Origin of the sequence: Gordonia sp. McavH-238-E (genome assembly GCF_022348225.1) — a bacterium.
Taxonomy (GTDB): Bacteria; Actinomycetota; Actinomycetes; order Mycobacteriales; family Mycobacteriaceae; genus Gordonia; species Gordonia terrae.
Genome location: NZ_JAKRFE010000011.1, coordinates 196,209 through 211,912, shown reverse-complemented (window position 1 = coordinate 211,912; position 15,704 = coordinate 196,209). Strand labels below are relative to the sequence as shown.

At 67.9% G+C, this 15,704-nt stretch carries 17 protein-coding genes; 2 read left to right on the top strand and 15 right to left on the bottom strand.

The window, feature by feature from the left end; genetic code table 11:
- Positions 1-170: 170 nt before the first annotated feature.
- From MHN80_RS18410 to MHN80_RS18395, 4 genes are all read right to left on the bottom strand, one after another.
- Positions 171-779, bottom strand: a complete 609-nt coding sequence (locus MHN80_RS18410; protein WP_101820370.1) for a trimeric intracellular cation channel family protein — start codon at positions 777-779, stop codon at positions 171-173.
- Positions 780-897: 118 nt separating this feature from the next.
- A complete protein-coding gene (gene rpmF, locus MHN80_RS18405; protein WP_004020060.1) occupies positions 898-1,071 on the bottom strand; it encodes a 50S ribosomal protein L32 in 174 nt (57 codons plus the stop codon).
- A 178-nt stretch (positions 1,072-1,249) separates the two neighbouring features.
- Positions 1,250-2,179, bottom strand: a complete 930-nt coding sequence (locus MHN80_RS18400) for a DUF4190 domain-containing protein (RefSeq protein WP_239402916.1) — start codon at positions 2,177-2,179, stop codon at positions 1,250-1,252.
- A gap of 152 nt (positions 2,180-2,331) precedes the next feature.
- The gene (locus MHN80_RS18395) at positions 2,332-3,096 is read right to left on the bottom strand and encodes a DUF4190 domain-containing protein (protein WP_239402915.1); all 765 of its coding nucleotides are present in this window, start codon (positions 3,094-3,096) and stop codon (positions 2,332-2,334) included.
- A gap of 61 nt (positions 3,097-3,157) precedes the next feature.
- Here MHN80_RS18395 and MHN80_RS18390 point away from each other — a divergent pair, with 61 nt between their 5' ends.
- Positions 3,158-4,093: an AEC family transporter gene (locus tag MHN80_RS18390; RefSeq protein ID WP_033203689.1), complete on the top strand. Its 936-nt coding sequence runs from the start codon at positions 3,158-3,160 to the stop codon at positions 4,091-4,093.
- 4 nt (positions 4,094-4,097) lie between these two features.
- On the opposite strand, the gene MHN80_RS18385 is transcribed toward MHN80_RS18390, so the two are convergent.
- Positions 4,098-4,736: a DUF1707 domain-containing protein gene (locus tag MHN80_RS18385; protein WP_004020064.1), complete on the bottom strand. Its 639-nt coding sequence runs from the start codon at positions 4,734-4,736 to the stop codon at positions 4,098-4,100.
- Between the two features lie 192 nt (positions 4,737-4,928).
- Here MHN80_RS18385 and MHN80_RS18380 point away from each other — a divergent pair, with 192 nt between their 5' ends.
- A complete protein-coding gene (locus MHN80_RS18380; RefSeq protein ID WP_239402914.1) occupies positions 4,929-5,636 on the top strand; it encodes a hypothetical protein in 708 nt (235 codons plus the stop codon).
- 49 nt (positions 5,637-5,685) lie between these two features.
- Here the strand turns inward: MHN80_RS18380 and MHN80_RS18375 are convergent, their stop codons facing one another.
- From MHN80_RS18375 to MHN80_RS18330, 10 genes are all read right to left on the bottom strand, one after another.
- Positions 5,686-7,689, bottom strand: coding sequence for a VWA domain-containing protein (locus MHN80_RS18375; protein ID WP_101820366.1), 2,004 nt, complete (start codon positions 7,687-7,689; stop codon positions 5,686-5,688).
- A 29-nt stretch (positions 7,690-7,718) separates the two neighbouring features.
- Positions 7,719-9,164 (bottom strand): sigma 54-interacting transcriptional regulator, encoded by a 1,446-nt coding sequence (locus tag MHN80_RS18370; protein ID WP_239402913.1) that lies wholly within the window; start codon positions 9,162-9,164, stop codon positions 7,719-7,721.
- A gap of 42 nt (positions 9,165-9,206) precedes the next feature.
- Positions 9,207-9,785, bottom strand: coding sequence for a maleylpyruvate isomerase family mycothiol-dependent enzyme (locus tag MHN80_RS18365; protein WP_064571212.1), 579 nt, complete (start codon positions 9,783-9,785; stop codon positions 9,207-9,209).
- A 10-nt stretch (positions 9,786-9,795) separates the two neighbouring features.
- Positions 9,796-10,290, bottom strand: coding sequence for an SRPBCC domain-containing protein (locus MHN80_RS18360; RefSeq protein ID WP_004020069.1), 495 nt, complete (start codon positions 10,288-10,290; stop codon positions 9,796-9,798).
- Complete coding sequence (locus tag MHN80_RS18355) at positions 10,287-10,682, bottom strand: helix-turn-helix transcriptional regulator (protein ID WP_239402912.1); 396 nt, start codon at positions 10,680-10,682, stop codon at positions 10,287-10,289. Before MHN80_RS18355 ends, MHN80_RS18360 begins: the two co-directional genes overlap by 4 nt.
- A gap of 172 nt (positions 10,683-10,854) precedes the next feature.
- Positions 10,855-11,760 (bottom strand): TauD/TfdA family dioxygenase, encoded by a 906-nt coding sequence (locus tag MHN80_RS18350; RefSeq protein ID WP_004020072.1) that lies wholly within the window; start codon positions 11,758-11,760, stop codon positions 10,855-10,857.
- A 261-nt stretch (positions 11,761-12,021) separates the two neighbouring features.
- Complete coding sequence (locus MHN80_RS18345; protein WP_239402911.1) at positions 12,022-12,843, bottom strand: ABC transporter ATP-binding protein; 822 nt, start codon at positions 12,841-12,843, stop codon at positions 12,022-12,024.
- On the bottom strand, positions 12,824-13,912 hold the full coding sequence (locus tag MHN80_RS18340; protein WP_374206389.1) for an ABC transporter substrate-binding protein: 1,089 nt from the start codon (positions 13,910-13,912) through the stop codon (positions 12,824-12,826). The genes MHN80_RS18345 and MHN80_RS18340 overlap by 20 nt, the downstream gene beginning before the upstream one ends.
- A gap of 5 nt (positions 13,913-13,917) precedes the next feature.
- Complete coding sequence (locus tag MHN80_RS18335) at positions 13,918-14,784, bottom strand: ABC transporter permease (RefSeq protein WP_033203691.1); 867 nt, start codon at positions 14,782-14,784, stop codon at positions 13,918-13,920.
- 136 nt (positions 14,785-14,920) lie between these two features.
- Positions 14,921-15,550 (bottom strand): hypothetical protein, encoded by a 630-nt coding sequence (locus MHN80_RS18330; protein ID WP_239402910.1) that lies wholly within the window; start codon positions 15,548-15,550, stop codon positions 14,921-14,923.
- Between the last annotated feature and the right edge of the window lie 154 nt (positions 15,551-15,704).

The window sequence follows — 15,704 nt, the reverse complement described above, 5'->3', positions numbered from 1 at the left end:
AAGCCTTCCTCGAAGAAGGCTACCGCCCGCTCACGCTGCTCCACCGACAACGAACTACGTGGATGCATACAACTCTCCCCGGGTAGTCGAAACTGATTTTCAGTCCAACTCCCGGGGAGCAGTCCATCGGACCGGGTGGGTTCACGGAAAAGGGGTGGGTTTGCGGGGCGTTACCGTCGCGCAGTCGGGAGCTTCAGCGCGAACCGCAGACTCACCAGCCGGAGACCGGTCGCGAGAACCGACCCGACGACGAGCCAGATCCAGTGCGGCGCAGAGGTATACGTGGCACCGACGGCGACGACGGCGGCACCGAGAACCGCCGGCACGGCGTAGAGGTCGGACGGCTGGAGGAGGAGCGGGACCTCATTGGAGATCACGTCGCGGAGCATCCCGCCGCCGACCGCGGTGAGGAGACCGACGGTCGTCGCGGCGAAGGCGCTCGCCCCGACGTCGAGGGCGATGCTCGCCCCTGTCGCGGCGAAGAGCCCCATCCCGAAGGCGTCGAGCACCAGGATCGACCGGTGCAGAGCTGTGAACGCGGGATGGAAGAAGAAGACGACGAGGCTGGCGATGGTCGCGGTGACGATCGGACCCCATCCGTTGATCGATGCGGGCGGGGTGATCCCGAGGAGTACGTCACGCAGGACCCCGCCGCCGACACCGGTGAGGACGCCGACGGTGATGATCCCCCACATATCGAAGTCCTTGCGGACCCCGAGCATCGCACCCGACGCCGCGAACACCGCGATACCCGCGAAGTTGAGCACGTCGAGCAGCACGAGATCACCTCTGGATCAGGAACAGGGACGACCACCGGCACACGAATGACCGCCCCCGGTGGGACCGGAGGCGGTCATCGGTATGTCAGTGCGGTGCCGGAACGGCGACCGAACGCGGCTAGCGACGGTCCAGGTCGATGAGGCCGGCGCGAGCCGCCTTGACCAGACGACGCGGAATCCGCACGGGGACGCCGTTCACCTTCTCTTCTTGCAGTGCGGGGTTTTCCGCCTTCCACTGCGAACGACGGCTACGGGTGTTCGCCCGCGACATCCGGCGCTTCGGTACAGCCATGGTTGAGCCCTTCTCCTACTGTGGTCTGCGTGGTCGATGGCGACGCCATGCGTCACTGGTCGGCCCCTGAGTGCGCCCGTCGACCCGACGCGGCCGCGGCACACAACTGGACCAGACTACCTGGCGAGGACGTCCAGCTCCAAAATGGCGGACCCACCGGCCTCCGATCGTGCACTTGTCAGAAGTAACTCCACGGCGACTGCAGGTCGGTCAGTGCGATCACCAGCCAGTACGCGATCCACACGACCAGGATGAACGCGCCGATGATGATCGCGGTGAGCGCGATACCGTCGCCGGTCTGCCTTCCGCCCGACGCCGCGATCTGTTTGCGTGCGACGATCCCGAGCACCAGTCCGACGATGCCGCCGATCCCGCTGCACAGCAGACCCAGCAGCGAGGCCACGAGGGCGCCGACGGCCAGTGTGTTGGTCGACGAGCCGTCTGCGCCGCCCTGAGACGGATCGGCGGAGCGCGGTTCGGCCGGACCCTGTTCGGCAGAGCGGCCCTCGCCGGGCGGGGGGAACGGTTGCCCGTGCCGACCCGGAGCAGGCCCCTGCGGGGCCTGGCCGTAACCCGGCGGGGGGCCGTAGCCCGGCCGGCCGGACTGGCCGTGACCCGGGTGCTGACCGTGGCCCGGCTGCTGGACATGACCATGCTGCGGGCCGAATCCCTGCTCCGGACCGAATCCCCGCTCCGGGCCAGGGCCCTGCCGAGGAGGCGGCGGCGGCGGTCCCGGTGGCGGTCCCGAAGGCGGCCGCGTCGAGATCACGCGGGTCGAGCCATAACCGGACGGGGGCGGGCCGGAGGGTGGCGGGCCGCCTGCGGTGGGTGGCGGCGAAACCGGCTGCGCAGACTGCGGATTCGACACGCCGTCGGTACGGATGACCTGGGTGACACCGTCGGCCGGACTGTGCGACTCGGGAATCTCCGTGTCATCGGGCCCGGCCCCGGGTGTCGAGGTCACCGGAACCGAGTCCGGCGCGGCGTCGGGAACCGACGCCTTCTGGGTCGGTTCCCACGGCGACGGGTCGGTCGCCGAGGAGTCCGTGGGCGGTCTGGGTGATGAGGCCGGATCCGTCGGATCGCTGCCCTCGGTCGGAGTGGTCATCGGATGCCTTTCACCAAGCTGCGCCGCAGCAGGACGACGCGGGGAGATGCGTGCACGCCCACCCGGCCGTGCATCTTGCACAGCTTAGTGAAAAGGGGCTCCGAACTGGGCCGAAGTCGATGATCACGACCCCGGAACGGCCCAAGATTCGTTCAGTAGTAGTAGACGGAGTCCGTGGAATTCCCGGCCGCGATGGCCACGATGATGATGGCGACCCACACGATCGCGCCGACGATGGCGAGAGCGCCGGTGATGATCCCGGCGAGTGCCATGCCCGATCCGGTCTGCGTGTCCCCCGCCTGCTCGACCTCGCGTCGGCTCATGACACCGAGGACCACCGCGGCGATGCCGACCGGGAACGAGATGAGGAAGCACGCGGCGAGCATCACCAGCCCGACGATTCCCGAGATCAGCGCCCCGATGGCCTTGCCATTGGTGCTCTTCTGCGGTGGCGCGTATCCGTAACCGCCGCCGTAGGGCGCTGCGCCGTACGGGTTCTGCGACCCGTACGCACTCCCGTAGGCGGGCGCCTGGCCTGCTTGGTACGGATCGTTGTACTGACCGTAGGACCCGCCGGGCGGTTGCGTGTAGGGATCCTGGCCCGGCGTCCCGTACCCCTGGCCGCCGGCCGGCGATCCGTAAGCACTTTGGCCGTACTGGTCCTGGCCGTAGACGTTCTGGCCGGACGGGTTCTGCCCGTAGGGGTTCTCGCCGTATGCACTCTGGCCGTAGGGGTCCGACGACGGGCCCGGCTGGTAGGTCTGGCCGTACTCGGTCGGCGCGTACTCCGGAGCGGCACCCTGGCCCTGGTCACCCTTGCTGAGGTTGGGGCCGGAACTGCCCGAGGACCCCGAACTCGGCACCGTACCCCAGTCGTCCTGGCCCTGGCCCGAACCCTGTCCCGGTGGATAACTCACGCACAACCCCCATGTAGATCCGACACAATGTGTTCACCAGCCTAACGACTAGACTCGACCGGTGTCTGGCGTCATCTCCGGCTTCACGGTGATCTTCATTGTAGTCGGGGTGGGTTACGTCCTCGGGCGCACGCGTGTCATCGGCGACCATGCGCACGAAGTCCTGTCCCGCCTGGTGTTCTTCGTCTTCACCCCGGCACTCCTGTTCCACTCGATGGTCACCTCCGACCTGTCGGTCGTCTTCTCGGCGACGCTCGTGATCGCTGGTGGCACCGCATTCCTCATGGGCGTCGTCTACGTGGTGATCGCCAGACTCTGGCTTCGACGCGCGGTCCCCGAACTCGTGATCGGCGGCCTGTCGGCGTCCTACGTGAACAGTGTGAATCTCGGACTGCCGATCGCCATCTTCGTGCTCGACGACGCGTCGTTCATCGCGCCGTTGCTGCTGTTCCAGATCCTGATCTACTCACCGGTGGCACTGCTCGCACTCGATCTCACCGCACTCGACCGCGACTCGGGGCGCTCACTCCTGCGGGACTCCCTGGTCGCCCCGATCACCAATCCGATCGTCGTCGGCGGACTCGCCGGACTGGCTCTCTCGCTGATCGGTTGGACGCCGCCGGCCGCGGTCATGTCGCCGCTGAAGATGCTGGGCGACGCCTCGGTACCCGCGGCCCTGCTCGCGTTCGGGTTGTCGCTGACCGGCGTCGCGGTGTTCAAGAAGGGGCAGAGCCCCCGCCGCGACATCGCGCTGGCGAGTGTTCTGAAGATGATCGTCATGCCGATCACCGTGTATGTGGTCGCCCGGTGGGGCTTCGGACAACAGGGCGAGGCCCTGTTCGCCCAGGTCGTCATCGCGGCGTTGCCCACGGCACAGAACGTCCTGGTGTACGCCACCCGTTACCGGCGCGGGCAGATCCTCGCCCGGGACACGGCGCTGATCACGACCCTCGCGTCGATTCCGACCATCATGGTGGTCGCGCTCCTGCTCGCGTGACGGGTCAGGCGTCCGGCTCGTCGCGGGGCACGTACTTGACGTCGACGCCGCCCATCAGCGCGAGTCCCGTCACCCGCACGACCGGTGCACCGGGGCGAGACGCCTTCTGCGATCTGCCGCTGAAAGCACCCATGACGCCGAGTCCCCCGATCTCGACGGTGACCCCGTCGGGCACCTTGATCTCGACGCCGCCCATGATCGCCACGCACTGCACCGTCAGTACCGGAGCGGTGAACTCCACCTCCCGCAGGTCGAGTTCGACCCCGCCCATGATGGCGGTGGCGGTGAGCTGATCGGCGACCACCGCTGTCCCCGACAACTCGCTTCCGGACATGATCGCCAGTCGGTGACGGACGGCTGCATCCGAGCTCCCACCTGTCACCCGCGGCCCGGGTGACAAGCTGGCCGCGGGCATGGCGACGCCGAGCTGCGCGACCGGCAGATCGTCGGTCAGTGCATCGAGATCACCGAAGGTCTTGGCGAGCACCGCTTTTCCGGCGCGCTCCTCGTACTCGACAGGTGAGAGACTGCCGTGCGCCATGGCGGCGGAGAGGATCTCGTGGACCAGTTCGCGGTCCGCGTCCGCGGCACGGAGCCGGGCTCGACGGTCGTCGGGAATCGGGAGTTCGCCGGGTTCGGTCACGTCTGCAGACCCTAGTGGGCCGAGTCCTGCTCGACCACCCTGATCTTTCCCGGAGTCGACCCCGAGTGCCGAGCGGGCCGCGCTCTCGTCACGACGACCCGGCTGCCCAACCGGCCGACGAAAGCCCCCGCTGAGCGGCATAATTCGTCAGGTCCGGGCGGGACGGCCGGCCGGCGACCATCGGAGGCGAAGATGAGCCAGCCCCACGACCCGGGCCGGCCCGGCGCAGGCCAGCCGGGACCGACCCCCTCGGGACACCAGTCGCCGTACGGCTCCTCGTATCCCCAGCAGCCGCCTATCCCGGGCGGCGGATACGAATCGTCGGGGGGCTTCGGGCAACCCGGCCCCTACGGTGGTTACCCGCCGCCCCCTCCGCCGCGCAAGGACCGCGCCGGGATGCGACGATGGGGAAAGATCCTCACGCTGGTCGGTGTGGTGATCCTGGTCCTGTCCGTCGCGGTGGGGGTGATCCTCGCGGTCGCCGGCATCGGGAACGTGGTCGACCAGGCGGACAAGGCGTTCCAGGTCGATCCCACCGCCGAGCAGTACTACGACGCCGGCGACGAGTTCCAGTTGTTCAGTACCAGCGCCTCGAATGGCGTGCCCGCCTGCGAGATCACCGGTCCCGCCGCGCTGGCACCGGGGACGAACACGACAGCCGAGTTCACCTTCGACGGCTCCGGAGTCGAATCGTTCGACTCCTTCGAGGTCGTCGAATCCGGCACCTACTCGTTCCGATGCGATTCGCCCGCCGTCGTCGCATCGCTGGACGCATCCGGCATCTTCAGCGGCGTCGGGGGTGTGCTGCTGGCGGTCTTCGGCGGTGGACTCGGTGGTCTGCTCGCGCTGGTGGGCATCGTGCTCTGGATCGTCGCCGGCCGAAAGCCGGCGACGGCTTGACGACGACACCCGTCGTACATCGTCGCGCGGCGGCGGAGACTGATCGAAGTCAGCCGCGGCGACGGCCCTTTCGAGCCCGTAGGTAGTCGCCGACCACGGCGGCGCCGAGACCATCGACATCCGGTGCCACCACGCGTCCGCCGATCCGGCGCGCGATCTGGTCCATGAAATGCGCCAGCCCGGGATCCTCGCCGAGCCGGAAGAACGTGACCTGTGCGCCGATTCGGGCGACATGGTCGAGTTCGCGGACGGTCAGCGCGATGGTCTGCGGGTGCGGTGGATAGAAGAAGAACGGTTCCCCGCTGGGGTCGAGATGCGCGGTCGGCTCACCGTCGGTGACCACCAGGACCACCGGCTGAGCATTCGGGAACCGTCGGAGGTGCCGCTGCGCGAGCAGCAGCGCGTGGTGCAGGTTGGTGCCCTGCTCCATGCGCGGCTGCAGTCCGGTCAGCTCGGCGATGTCGATCGAGCGCGCATATCTGCCGAACGCGATGAGGTGCAGCTCGTCGCTGCGGAAACGGGTGGAGATCAGGTGGTTCAGGGCGATCGCGGTGCGCTTCATCGGCGTCCACCGGCCCTCCATCTCCATCGAGAACGATGTGTCGACGAGGAGCACGACCGCCGCCTGTGTCCGGCTCTCGGTCTCCGAGACCTCGACGTCGCGGACATCGATGCGCACACCCGACCGCGCCATCTCCGAAGTCGCCAAGGACGGCTCGGTGGTCTCGGAGACGGTGCGCAGCACCGCATTCGAGACGGTGCGGGTGACATCCCAGGGATCGGTGTCACCGAACTCCCACTCACGGGAGGCGCCGGTCGGCTCACCCAGCAGTCCGGTCTGGCGGGTCTGGCGGTCGCCGCGGCGGCCCGACAGCTGTTCGGCGATGTCCCGGAAGATCGACTGACCGAGCTGACGCATCGCCTTGGGACTCAGGCGCAGCTGCCCGTCGGCGGTGCGGTCGAAGAATCCCTGTTCGGACAGCGCTTTCTCGAGCTCGGCCAGCATCCGGGCGTCGACCGCCGCATCGTCGCCGAGCTGGCGGGCGAGCGCATCCAGGTCGATGTCGTCCATCTGCGCGCCCGCGTACTGCTGCGACAACTGCTCGGAGAGCGCTTCGAGTTCGGAGATGTCACGCAGGGCGGCGGCGCCCTCACCCAGTCCCATCGGCTGATCGCCGGAGAAGGATTGCGCGTTGTCCCAGTCGAGACCGGGCCGGGCCGCCCGGAGTTGCGAATCCATCTGCGCGAGTTGGTTCATCAGGTCGGGCGAGCCGAACGCCTGCTGCGCCAGCTGATCGAGTTCGGCCCGTTGCTCAGGGGTCAGCGAGTTGTAGAACTGTTGCGCCGCGGCCGCCCGCTGGGCGAGCGAATCGATGAGTTCTTCGGTGTTGCGCGGGTTCTCCGGGAAGAACTCGCCGTGCTTGTCCATGAACTCGTCGAACGCCTCCGCGGTGTCCTCACCCCGGTTGTGCGCCTCGAGGAGCTTGTTCAGATCCCCGAGCATCTCCGAGATCCGTTGCCGATCCTGCTCGTTCGCACCCTCGAGCGCTTCCTTCATGCCCGCGAAACGTTGATCGAGCAGTTCCCGGCCGAGCAGGTCCTTGATCTTGTCGTAGTCCTCGCGAGCCTGCGGGCTGCGCCAGTCGTACTCCGACAGTTCCTCGACGGCCTGTGCGGTCGAGGGCGGGAGACTGCCGATCTGCATCTCGGCGAACCGGGCGTCGTCGTCGAGGTCACGCGCGAGCTGTTTGCGTTCTTCGAGAACCGCGCGGTCGAGGAGTTCGCGGATCTCGGCGAAGGTGCCGTCGAGGTTCCGCTTCTTCAGCAATTCCTGCCGGCGACGGTTGATCTGTTCGCGCAGCTTGTCGAGTCCTCGCATGTCCGGCGTCCCGCGACGCAGCAGCTCTCGCAGGGCACGCTGCGGCGACGCGCCGGCCATCACGTCCTCGCCGATCGTCTCCAGCGCCTCGCGCAGATCGACCGGCGGCGCCAGCGGGTCGGGCCCGCCAGTATACCGCTGGTAGCGCGAACGATGAAAGCTCTTGCGCGCCATGTGTTCTCCTCGTTGTCCTAGCGGCGCGTTCAGCCGTAGATCGTCTGTCCGGTCTCGTCGGCCTCTTTGCCGATGCGACGAGCCAGGAACAGGCCCTCGAGGGCCAATTCGACGGCGCTGGCCCGCTCCCCCTCGCTGTCGGCCTCCAGCCGATCGGCGATCTGGTCGAGGACTGACGCAGTGGTGTCGGGCGACGGGATGGACTCCAGCAGGTCACCCGCCCGCACGCGATCGCCGGTCACGACCGGTTCGCCCTCTTCGAGCGCGGAGACCAACGGCGCCATGTCGATTCCGCCCAGATGTGCCCGCACCGCGTCGGCGATGGACTTGCGCATCAGGTGTTCGAGGATCTCCAGTTCACGACCCTCTTCACCGGACTCGAACTCGATCTTGCCGCGCAGCACCTCGATCACCGACTCCAGATCGACGACGCGTGCGACCGCCTGGTCCTCCCCGGTGACGGTCGCACGGTGAAGTGCGGCCGCGGCAACGGTTTCGGCGCCGGCGATGGAGAATCGGGCCGAGACCCCCGAGCGCTGGTCGATCGAGGGATGATCGCGGGCGTAGCGGGTGAACCGCGCCAGGATCTCGGTGATGAACGTCGGGACGCTGGCGGTGAGGTCGGCCTCCTGCTCGATGACCGACACCTCGTCGTCGAGCTCGAGCGGGTAGTGCGTGCGGATCTCGGCGCCGAAGCGGTCCTTGAGCGGGGTGATGATGCGACCGCGGTTGGTGTAGTCCTCCGGGTTGGCGCTGGCCATCACGAGGACGTCGAGCGGCAGGCGCAGCGTGTAGCCGCGGACCTGGATGTCGCGCTCCTCCATCACGTTGAGCATGGACACCTGGATGCGTTCGGCGAGGTCGGGCAGCTCGTTGATGGCGACGATGCCGCGATGCGCGCGCGGGATGAGCCCGAAGTGGATGGTCTCCGGGTCGCCGAGACTCCGCCCTTCGGCCACCTTCATCGGGTCGATGTCGCCGACGAGATCGGCGACCGAGGTGTCCGGCGTCGCCAGCTTCTCGCTGTATCGCTGGGAACGGTGCCGCCATTCGATCGGCAGGTCGTCGAGGAGGTTGGCAGCCTTCCGGATCGACCCCGGGGTGATCGGCTCATACGGGTGCTCCCCCAGCTCCGAACCCGTGATCACCGGCGTCCACTCGTCGAGTAGGCCGACGAGCGTGCGCAGGATGCGCGTTTTGCCCTGGCCGCGCTCGCCGAGCATCACGACGTCGTGGCCTGCGATCAGCGCACGCTCGAGTTGCGGGATGACGGTCGCCTCGAAGCCCACGATGCCGGGCCAGGGGTCGCGGCCCGCGCGGAGCGCCGACAACAGGTTGTTGCGGATCTCGTCGCGGATGCTGCGCTGCACGTGGCCGCTGGCACGGAGTTCGCCGAGGGTCCGGGGCGACGGGTGGCGGGTTTCGGTCGATTGAGAACCATGGGTGGTGACGTTGTCCTCTGGCACCTGATCCACGCTACTCCGAGTTGGGATCTGCGTCTGCGCCGTTGCGGTCGCCTACCCGGCAGGAGCGGGCGTCCAGGCCGGGTCGCGTCCGATGAAGCCCATCAGCCGGCTCACCACGTCGGCATCGTCGGGCACCTCGACCTTCGGGCCATACTGGCCCGAGCTGCGCAACATCTCGTCGATGGACGCCATGCCGTCGAGGAGGCGTCGCGCGAATGCCGCGTCGAGGTCGGGTGTCAGTCCCTGCGATCGCGCGAGATCCCAGGTGTGCATGAACACGTCGGCGGTGTAGAACTGGTCGACCGCGTCGGCGAGGCGGTGTTCGCCTGCCATCGGGTGGGTGAATGTGTCCTCGGCCGACGGTCCGTCGAGAAGGGCCTGAACCCCCGACGCATGCGCCGACCACGCCCCGGCCGGGTCGTCGGCGACGGTCGGTCCGGCCGGGAGCTCGACGCCGCCGGCGGCGAGGAACCCGGTGAACCAGTCGACGAGGTGGGCGACGACGTCGCGCGCCACCCATCCGTCGACCGGCGTCGGGGCGTTCCAGTCGGTGACGCCGGCGACGACGTCCGCAAAACCGGCGGCGACATCACGGTGGCGCGCAGCGGCGTCCAAGTCTGCGATGGTCATGTCCGGGGACTCAGACCGTGCCGTCGGACAGCATGCGGTCGAGGGCGGCGTAGCCCTCGTTGACGCCGACCTCCATGCCGGAGGCGAGCCAGCCGTCGCGGGCTTCGAAACTGTCGCAGAGGGATTGGGCGTGGAGTCGCGTCGTGCCGTCACCGAGGTCCTCGAACCACAGGGTCTCCAGCGACACCGCGTCGGGCATGCCGAGGAACGTGAACGTCTGGACGATCTTGTCCTCGCCGACGGTGTGGAAGCAGCCGCGGAATCCGAACTCCTGTCCCTCGTGGGTGGAGACATAACTCCAGCTGCCGCCGTCACGGACGTCCCACTCGACGATCCGGCTGCTGATCGCCTCCGGCCCGACCCACCGGACGAACAATTCGGGATCGGTGTGGGCCTTCATCAGCTGCGCGGGCGTCCCGCGGAAGTCGCGGGTGATCCGGATCAGCGGCACCTCCTGATCGGCTTCGATGGCGGCCTCGGGATAGCGGGTCTGGGTTGCGGTCATGACACCTTTCCTTCCTTGTGGAGTGGTTGTTCGACCTCGAGGTCCGGCGCTGTCGGATTGTCGGCCTCGGGGCCGTCGTTCATCTCGGCGAGCAGCGCGTCGAGACGCTGGTAGCGCTCCTCCGCCCGCTTCCGATACCGCTCGATCCACTTGGTCATGAGGTCGAACACCTCGGCTTCCAGATGGACCGGACGGGTTTGGGCCTCCCGGGTGCGGGTCACCATGCCGGCGTCCTCGAGCACCTTCAGATGCTTGGAGACGGCCTGGATGCTGACGTCGTACGGCTCGGCGAGCTGGCTGACCGTCGCATCCGAGACCGCCAGCCGCGCGACCATGTCACGCCGGGTGGGGTCCGCGAGTGCGGCGAACACCTTCGACAACTCGTCTGCCATTCGAACTCCTCAACCGTTTGGTTGAATACGATCGTGCGCCCCTCCGGGGACGTTGTCAACCCTTTGGTTGAATAGCCGCCGGGGCGGCTCGGAGAGAACCCAGGCCCCGCAAACGACAACTCCCACGACCGGCCGGTGGGCCGAGGGTGGGAGTCGTCGGGGGTGGGTGCGGTCAGGCGGGCCCGATGGGCGCCTCGCCACGCAGGGTGATCCGATGCATCACCCTGCGGGCATCGCCGTAGTCGCGGTTCGCGTAGTGCAGCGTGTTCCGGTTGTCCCACAGCACGAGGTCGCCCAGACGCCAGCGGTGCCGGACGATGTGCTCGGGCTTGGTGAGATGCGCGTAGAGCAGGTCGAGGATGCCGCGGCTCTCCGCCTCGGAGACACCGTCGATGTGCGAGGTGAAGCCGGGATTGACGAACAACGACTTCCGTCCGGTCTCGGGGTGGATGCGCACCACCGGGTGGGTGACCGGCACCAGCTCGGTGACCTCTTCGCCGTCCCACGTGTTGCCGCGGCCGTTGCGTCGCTGCTTGAGGTAGTAACCGAACTCGCGGTTGCCGTCGTGCACCGCACTGAGTCCGTCGATCATCCGGCGGATCGGCTCCGACAGCGACCGGTACGCGAGCTCGGCGTCCGCCCAGTTGGTGTCACCACCGTTGCGCGGCAACACCACTGGGCGGAGGATCGAGCCCATCGGCGGACGCGGCATGAAGGTGACGTCCGTGTGCCAGACGTCGGCGAATCCGTTGTCGGCGCTGTCGAGCGAGTAGACCTCATTGGGGACGTCGCCGCTGTTCCACACCGGGTGCCCGAAGGTGAGGTCGCCCAATCGATTTCCGAATCGGATGTGCGCCGCGTCGTCGAGATCCTGATCGCGCAGGACGATGACCTTGTAGTCGATCAGCGCCTGCCGAAGCGCGGCGACCTGCGCATCGGAAGCGGATGCGACGTCGACGCCGCGGATCTCGGCGCCGAAACTCGGCCCGAACTCGTCGATGTCGAATTCGACTCCGCTGGAGATGGTTCCGGCGTCAGTACGGGAAGCGGTGGCGACGGGGTGTGCGGTGGTGGTCATGAGGATCGTTCTCCGGGTCGAGGAAGGCGAGGGTGGGAGCGGGGTGCGCCGGCGGCGAACCGTGGTGGGAGCCGTCCGCCCAGTTCATCGAGTGGAGAGTGCACTTCCCACCGCCGACCGGACCCCCATGTGACCCCGGAGCGCTCGATGAGCGACCGGGCCTCGTGGCGCGCGGAACGGTGGTGGTGGACACCCGTACTGTCTATCCGTCCGCCGCGCCGCCGGACAGGGTTGAGCCCACGGTGAGGAAAAGGGCGGGCCTCAGGCCACTGCGGCTTCCTTCACGGCGGCTCCGATCTCGGCGCGCAACGCGGCGTACTCCGGCGAACCCCGCAGCTCCTCGGGTTCGACGCCGGTGCGCGGCAACGGCGAGGTGAGATCGAGCGCGACACGTCCGGGACGCTTGGTGAGCACGACGATCCTGCTGCCCAGGAAGGCCGCCTCGTCGGCGCTGTGCGTGACGAAGACGTTGGTGCGTCCGTTGTCGGAACTCACCGCACGCACATCCTCCTGCAACCGTTCTCGCGTCAGTGCGTCCAGCGCCGCGAACGGCTCATCGAGCAGGAGCAGGGAGGTCTCGGCCGCCAGCGCGCGGGCGATCGCGACGCGCTGCTGCTGACCGCCGGAGATCTCCCAGATGCGCCGGTGGGCGGTGTCGTCCAATCCGACCCGTTCGAGGAGTTCGTCCCGGCGCGCCGCCCGTTCGGATTTCGGGACCTTCGCATACTTGAGTGCGAGATCGACGTTGCCGCCCACGGTCTTCCACGGGAACAGACGCGGTTGCTGGAACACGACACCCGAGGACACCCCGGGCACCGGGGTAGCGCCCGAGACCACCACCTCACCCGACGTCGCGGGCTCGAACCCGGCGATCAGCCGCAGGAGGGTGGACTTGCCGCATCCGGATGCACCCACCAGCACCAGGAACTCCCCCGGCGGGACGTCGAGATCGACCGGGCCGACCGCGGTCACCGCGTCCGCACCCGTCCCATACCGCTGGGACACGTTGTGCAGGCGGATCGCGCCGCGCTCACCCGCGGAGCGTCCGGTGTCGACGATCTGGCTACTGCTGCTCGAGGACACCCGGCAATCCCTCTGTGTAGATGGCATCTCGGAAGGTCTCGATCGGCGGGGCCGCGGGGATCTGCTGCTGCTCGGCGAGGAACACCGCTGCGCTGTGCAGATTCTCGGACAGATTGCCCGGGTCGCCCTGCGTGCCCAGCCACGTCGGACTCGTGAGCTCCGCGACGGTGAGGTAGGTGCCCTGCTTCAGCTGGTTGGCCGCATCCTCCGGGGTCGTACCCAGCTGCGCGGCGATGGCGTCGGCCGCGGCCTGCGGGTCGTCCTTGATGAGGGTCAGCGCCCGGGCCTGGACCTGACGCCAGGTGTTCACGACGTCGGGGTTCGCCGCGGCGAAGTCACTGGAGACCACCCCGAGGTCGAGCGTGGGCTTGCCGGCGGTGGCCAACTGTCGACTGGCGATGAGAGTCTTTCCGTCCTGGCGCAATTCGTCGAGGGTGGGCAGCCAGGTGTAGACCGCGTCGATGTCGCCGCGTTGCCAGGCGGCCAGCGAGGCCTGCGGTTGCAGGTCGATCAGGTCCACGTCTTTCGGGTTCACGCCGGCCTGGTCGAGCGCGGCGAGCAGGCTGTAGTGGGCGGTGGAGGCGAATGCCGTGGCCACCCGCTTACCCTTGAGGTCGGCGACGGTGTTGATCCCGGTTCCGTTGCGCGCGACGAGCGCCTCGTTGTCGCCCGCGACATCGAGGACGAAGGCCACCTGGTACGGGATGTTCAAGGGCGCGGACAGTCCGCGGGCCACCGGACTGGAGCCGATGGCGGCGAAGTCGACCTCTTTGGCGACGAACGCGGTGTTGATGTCGGCACCGGAGTCGAACTTGGTCCACTTGATGTTGTAGTCCGGCAGGGCCTCTTCGAGCCAGCCGTTGTTCTTGACGATGAGGTCGCCGCTCGGGAAGGACTGGTAGGCGAGCCGGATCGTCGGCTTGCTGTCGTCGCCGGAGTTGTCGACCGAGCACCCGGCGAGTATCAGCGTCATCGCGGCGATCACCCCGAGCACCGCACCGAACCGCGAGCGCAGTCCGTTCGATCGCCCGAGCCGGCTCGAGCCGGTCCCCCTGCGTGTGATTCTCATGTCCCTCAGACCTTTCCGCGCCACGGCACCACTCGGTGCTCGATTGTTCGAAGGAGCCCGTCGATGATCAGTCCGGACAGACCGATGGCGATGATGCCGACCAGTACGACGGGTGTGTTGTTGTAGTTGCTGGCGTCCTTGACCACGCCACCGATTCCGGGAATGCCGTTGAACAGCTCGGCCGCGACCACCGAGGAGTAGGCGATGCCGACCGAAAGCCGTACACCGGTGAAGGTCTCGGGCAGCGCCGACGGTACGACGACGTCGCGGATCACCTCGGACCGCGACGCACCGAGCGCGCGGGCCGCCTCGATGAGACCCACCGGCGCGGCACTGACCGCGGCGGTGGTCGCCACCGCGGCAGGCGGCAGCGCGGCCAGGGCCAGCAGCGTGATCTTGGGAGCCTCGTCGATGCCGAGCCAGATGACCAGCAGGAAGAAGTAGGCCAGCGGCGGCAGTGCGCGCAGGAACGTCAGCCACGGTTCGAGCAGTCGCCGGAGCGACACCACCGTTCCCATCGCCAGTCCGAGCAGGACTCCGAGGATCACACCGATGGCCACGCCGGCGAAGACCCGGCGCAGGGTCATGTACAGGTGTTCCCACCAGTAGTAGTCGGCGTATCCGCGGACGCCGTCGTGCGTGGTGGACATGTCGACGAAGGCCTGCCACACCGTGCCGAGACGCGGCACGAAGGTCTCGCTCCAGATCCCGCTGACGGCGACGAGCTGCCACACCGCAGCGAACACCACCACCGACAGCAGCGGGAGTCCCACCCGGGTCAACAGTGATCGCACGCGCGAAGAACCACCGGGCGACGTGCGCTCCGCCCCACCACCCGCTTCTTCCGGGGTGATGTCCACAAACAAGGTCACCGTGCATGTCTAGACATCGCAAACCCCCACGAACAGAGTTTTCGTCGTCGAGAGGAAAACTATCGCCGGATGCATACAAATCCGGCGCGATGTGCTTGTGGCGTGGGGTTTCTCTGGTCGCGTCCGTGTGAATCGCCTAGAACACGAACTGCGCGGCCACCTCGGCAACGCCGGTCAGCGCGGACTGGACGCGAGCATGCAGTGCCAGTCCGGCGGCCGACCACGCCGGTTCGTCGTCGAGGTCGGCGTCGTGTGGTCGGGCGTTCCACGCGCCGTTCCACTGGGTCAGCGCCGCTGCCAGCTCGGGGTCGAGGCCCAAGCGCGACGGGTCGGCGGGATAGTTCTCCGTGAAGCTCTCCCATAGCGGCCCCGCGCCCCACTCGGGGAACATGCGGATGAGCCGGAGTCCGTCGGGGAGCACCACCGGTCGCGACCCTGCGGCGCGGGAGGCGAGGTATCGCATCTGCATATCGGATCGTGTTCTCCGCGCGGCCTGTGTTCGAGCCGGCTGCCGATAGTCGTATCCCGACAGCCACTCCAGACGCTCACCACCGGACGGATTTTCGACGACAGCCAGCGACCACAACTTCCCTTGATCGGTGAAGAAGTAATCGGCGTCCGAGATCACCGTGGTCACATCGCATCCGGAATAGTCGAGGACCTCCGCGCAGTAACCGGACCCGTCGTACTCGAAACCGAAGAGTCTCAACCGCGTCTCACCGCGGGCGTCGCCTCCGCCCGGCCGAGCTGTCTCGCTGTTCGTCATCAATTCACCCCCCCGAACGGTCAGGGTCTCACAAACGCTCAGCCGCGCGAAACGACAAACCCCCTTCGCGACCGAGGTGCGCGACAAGACACCTCCGCGCCCCGAGGAACGCAAGCGACGAGCCCTCCCCCGCCCCCTGAGGTGCGAGGAGCGC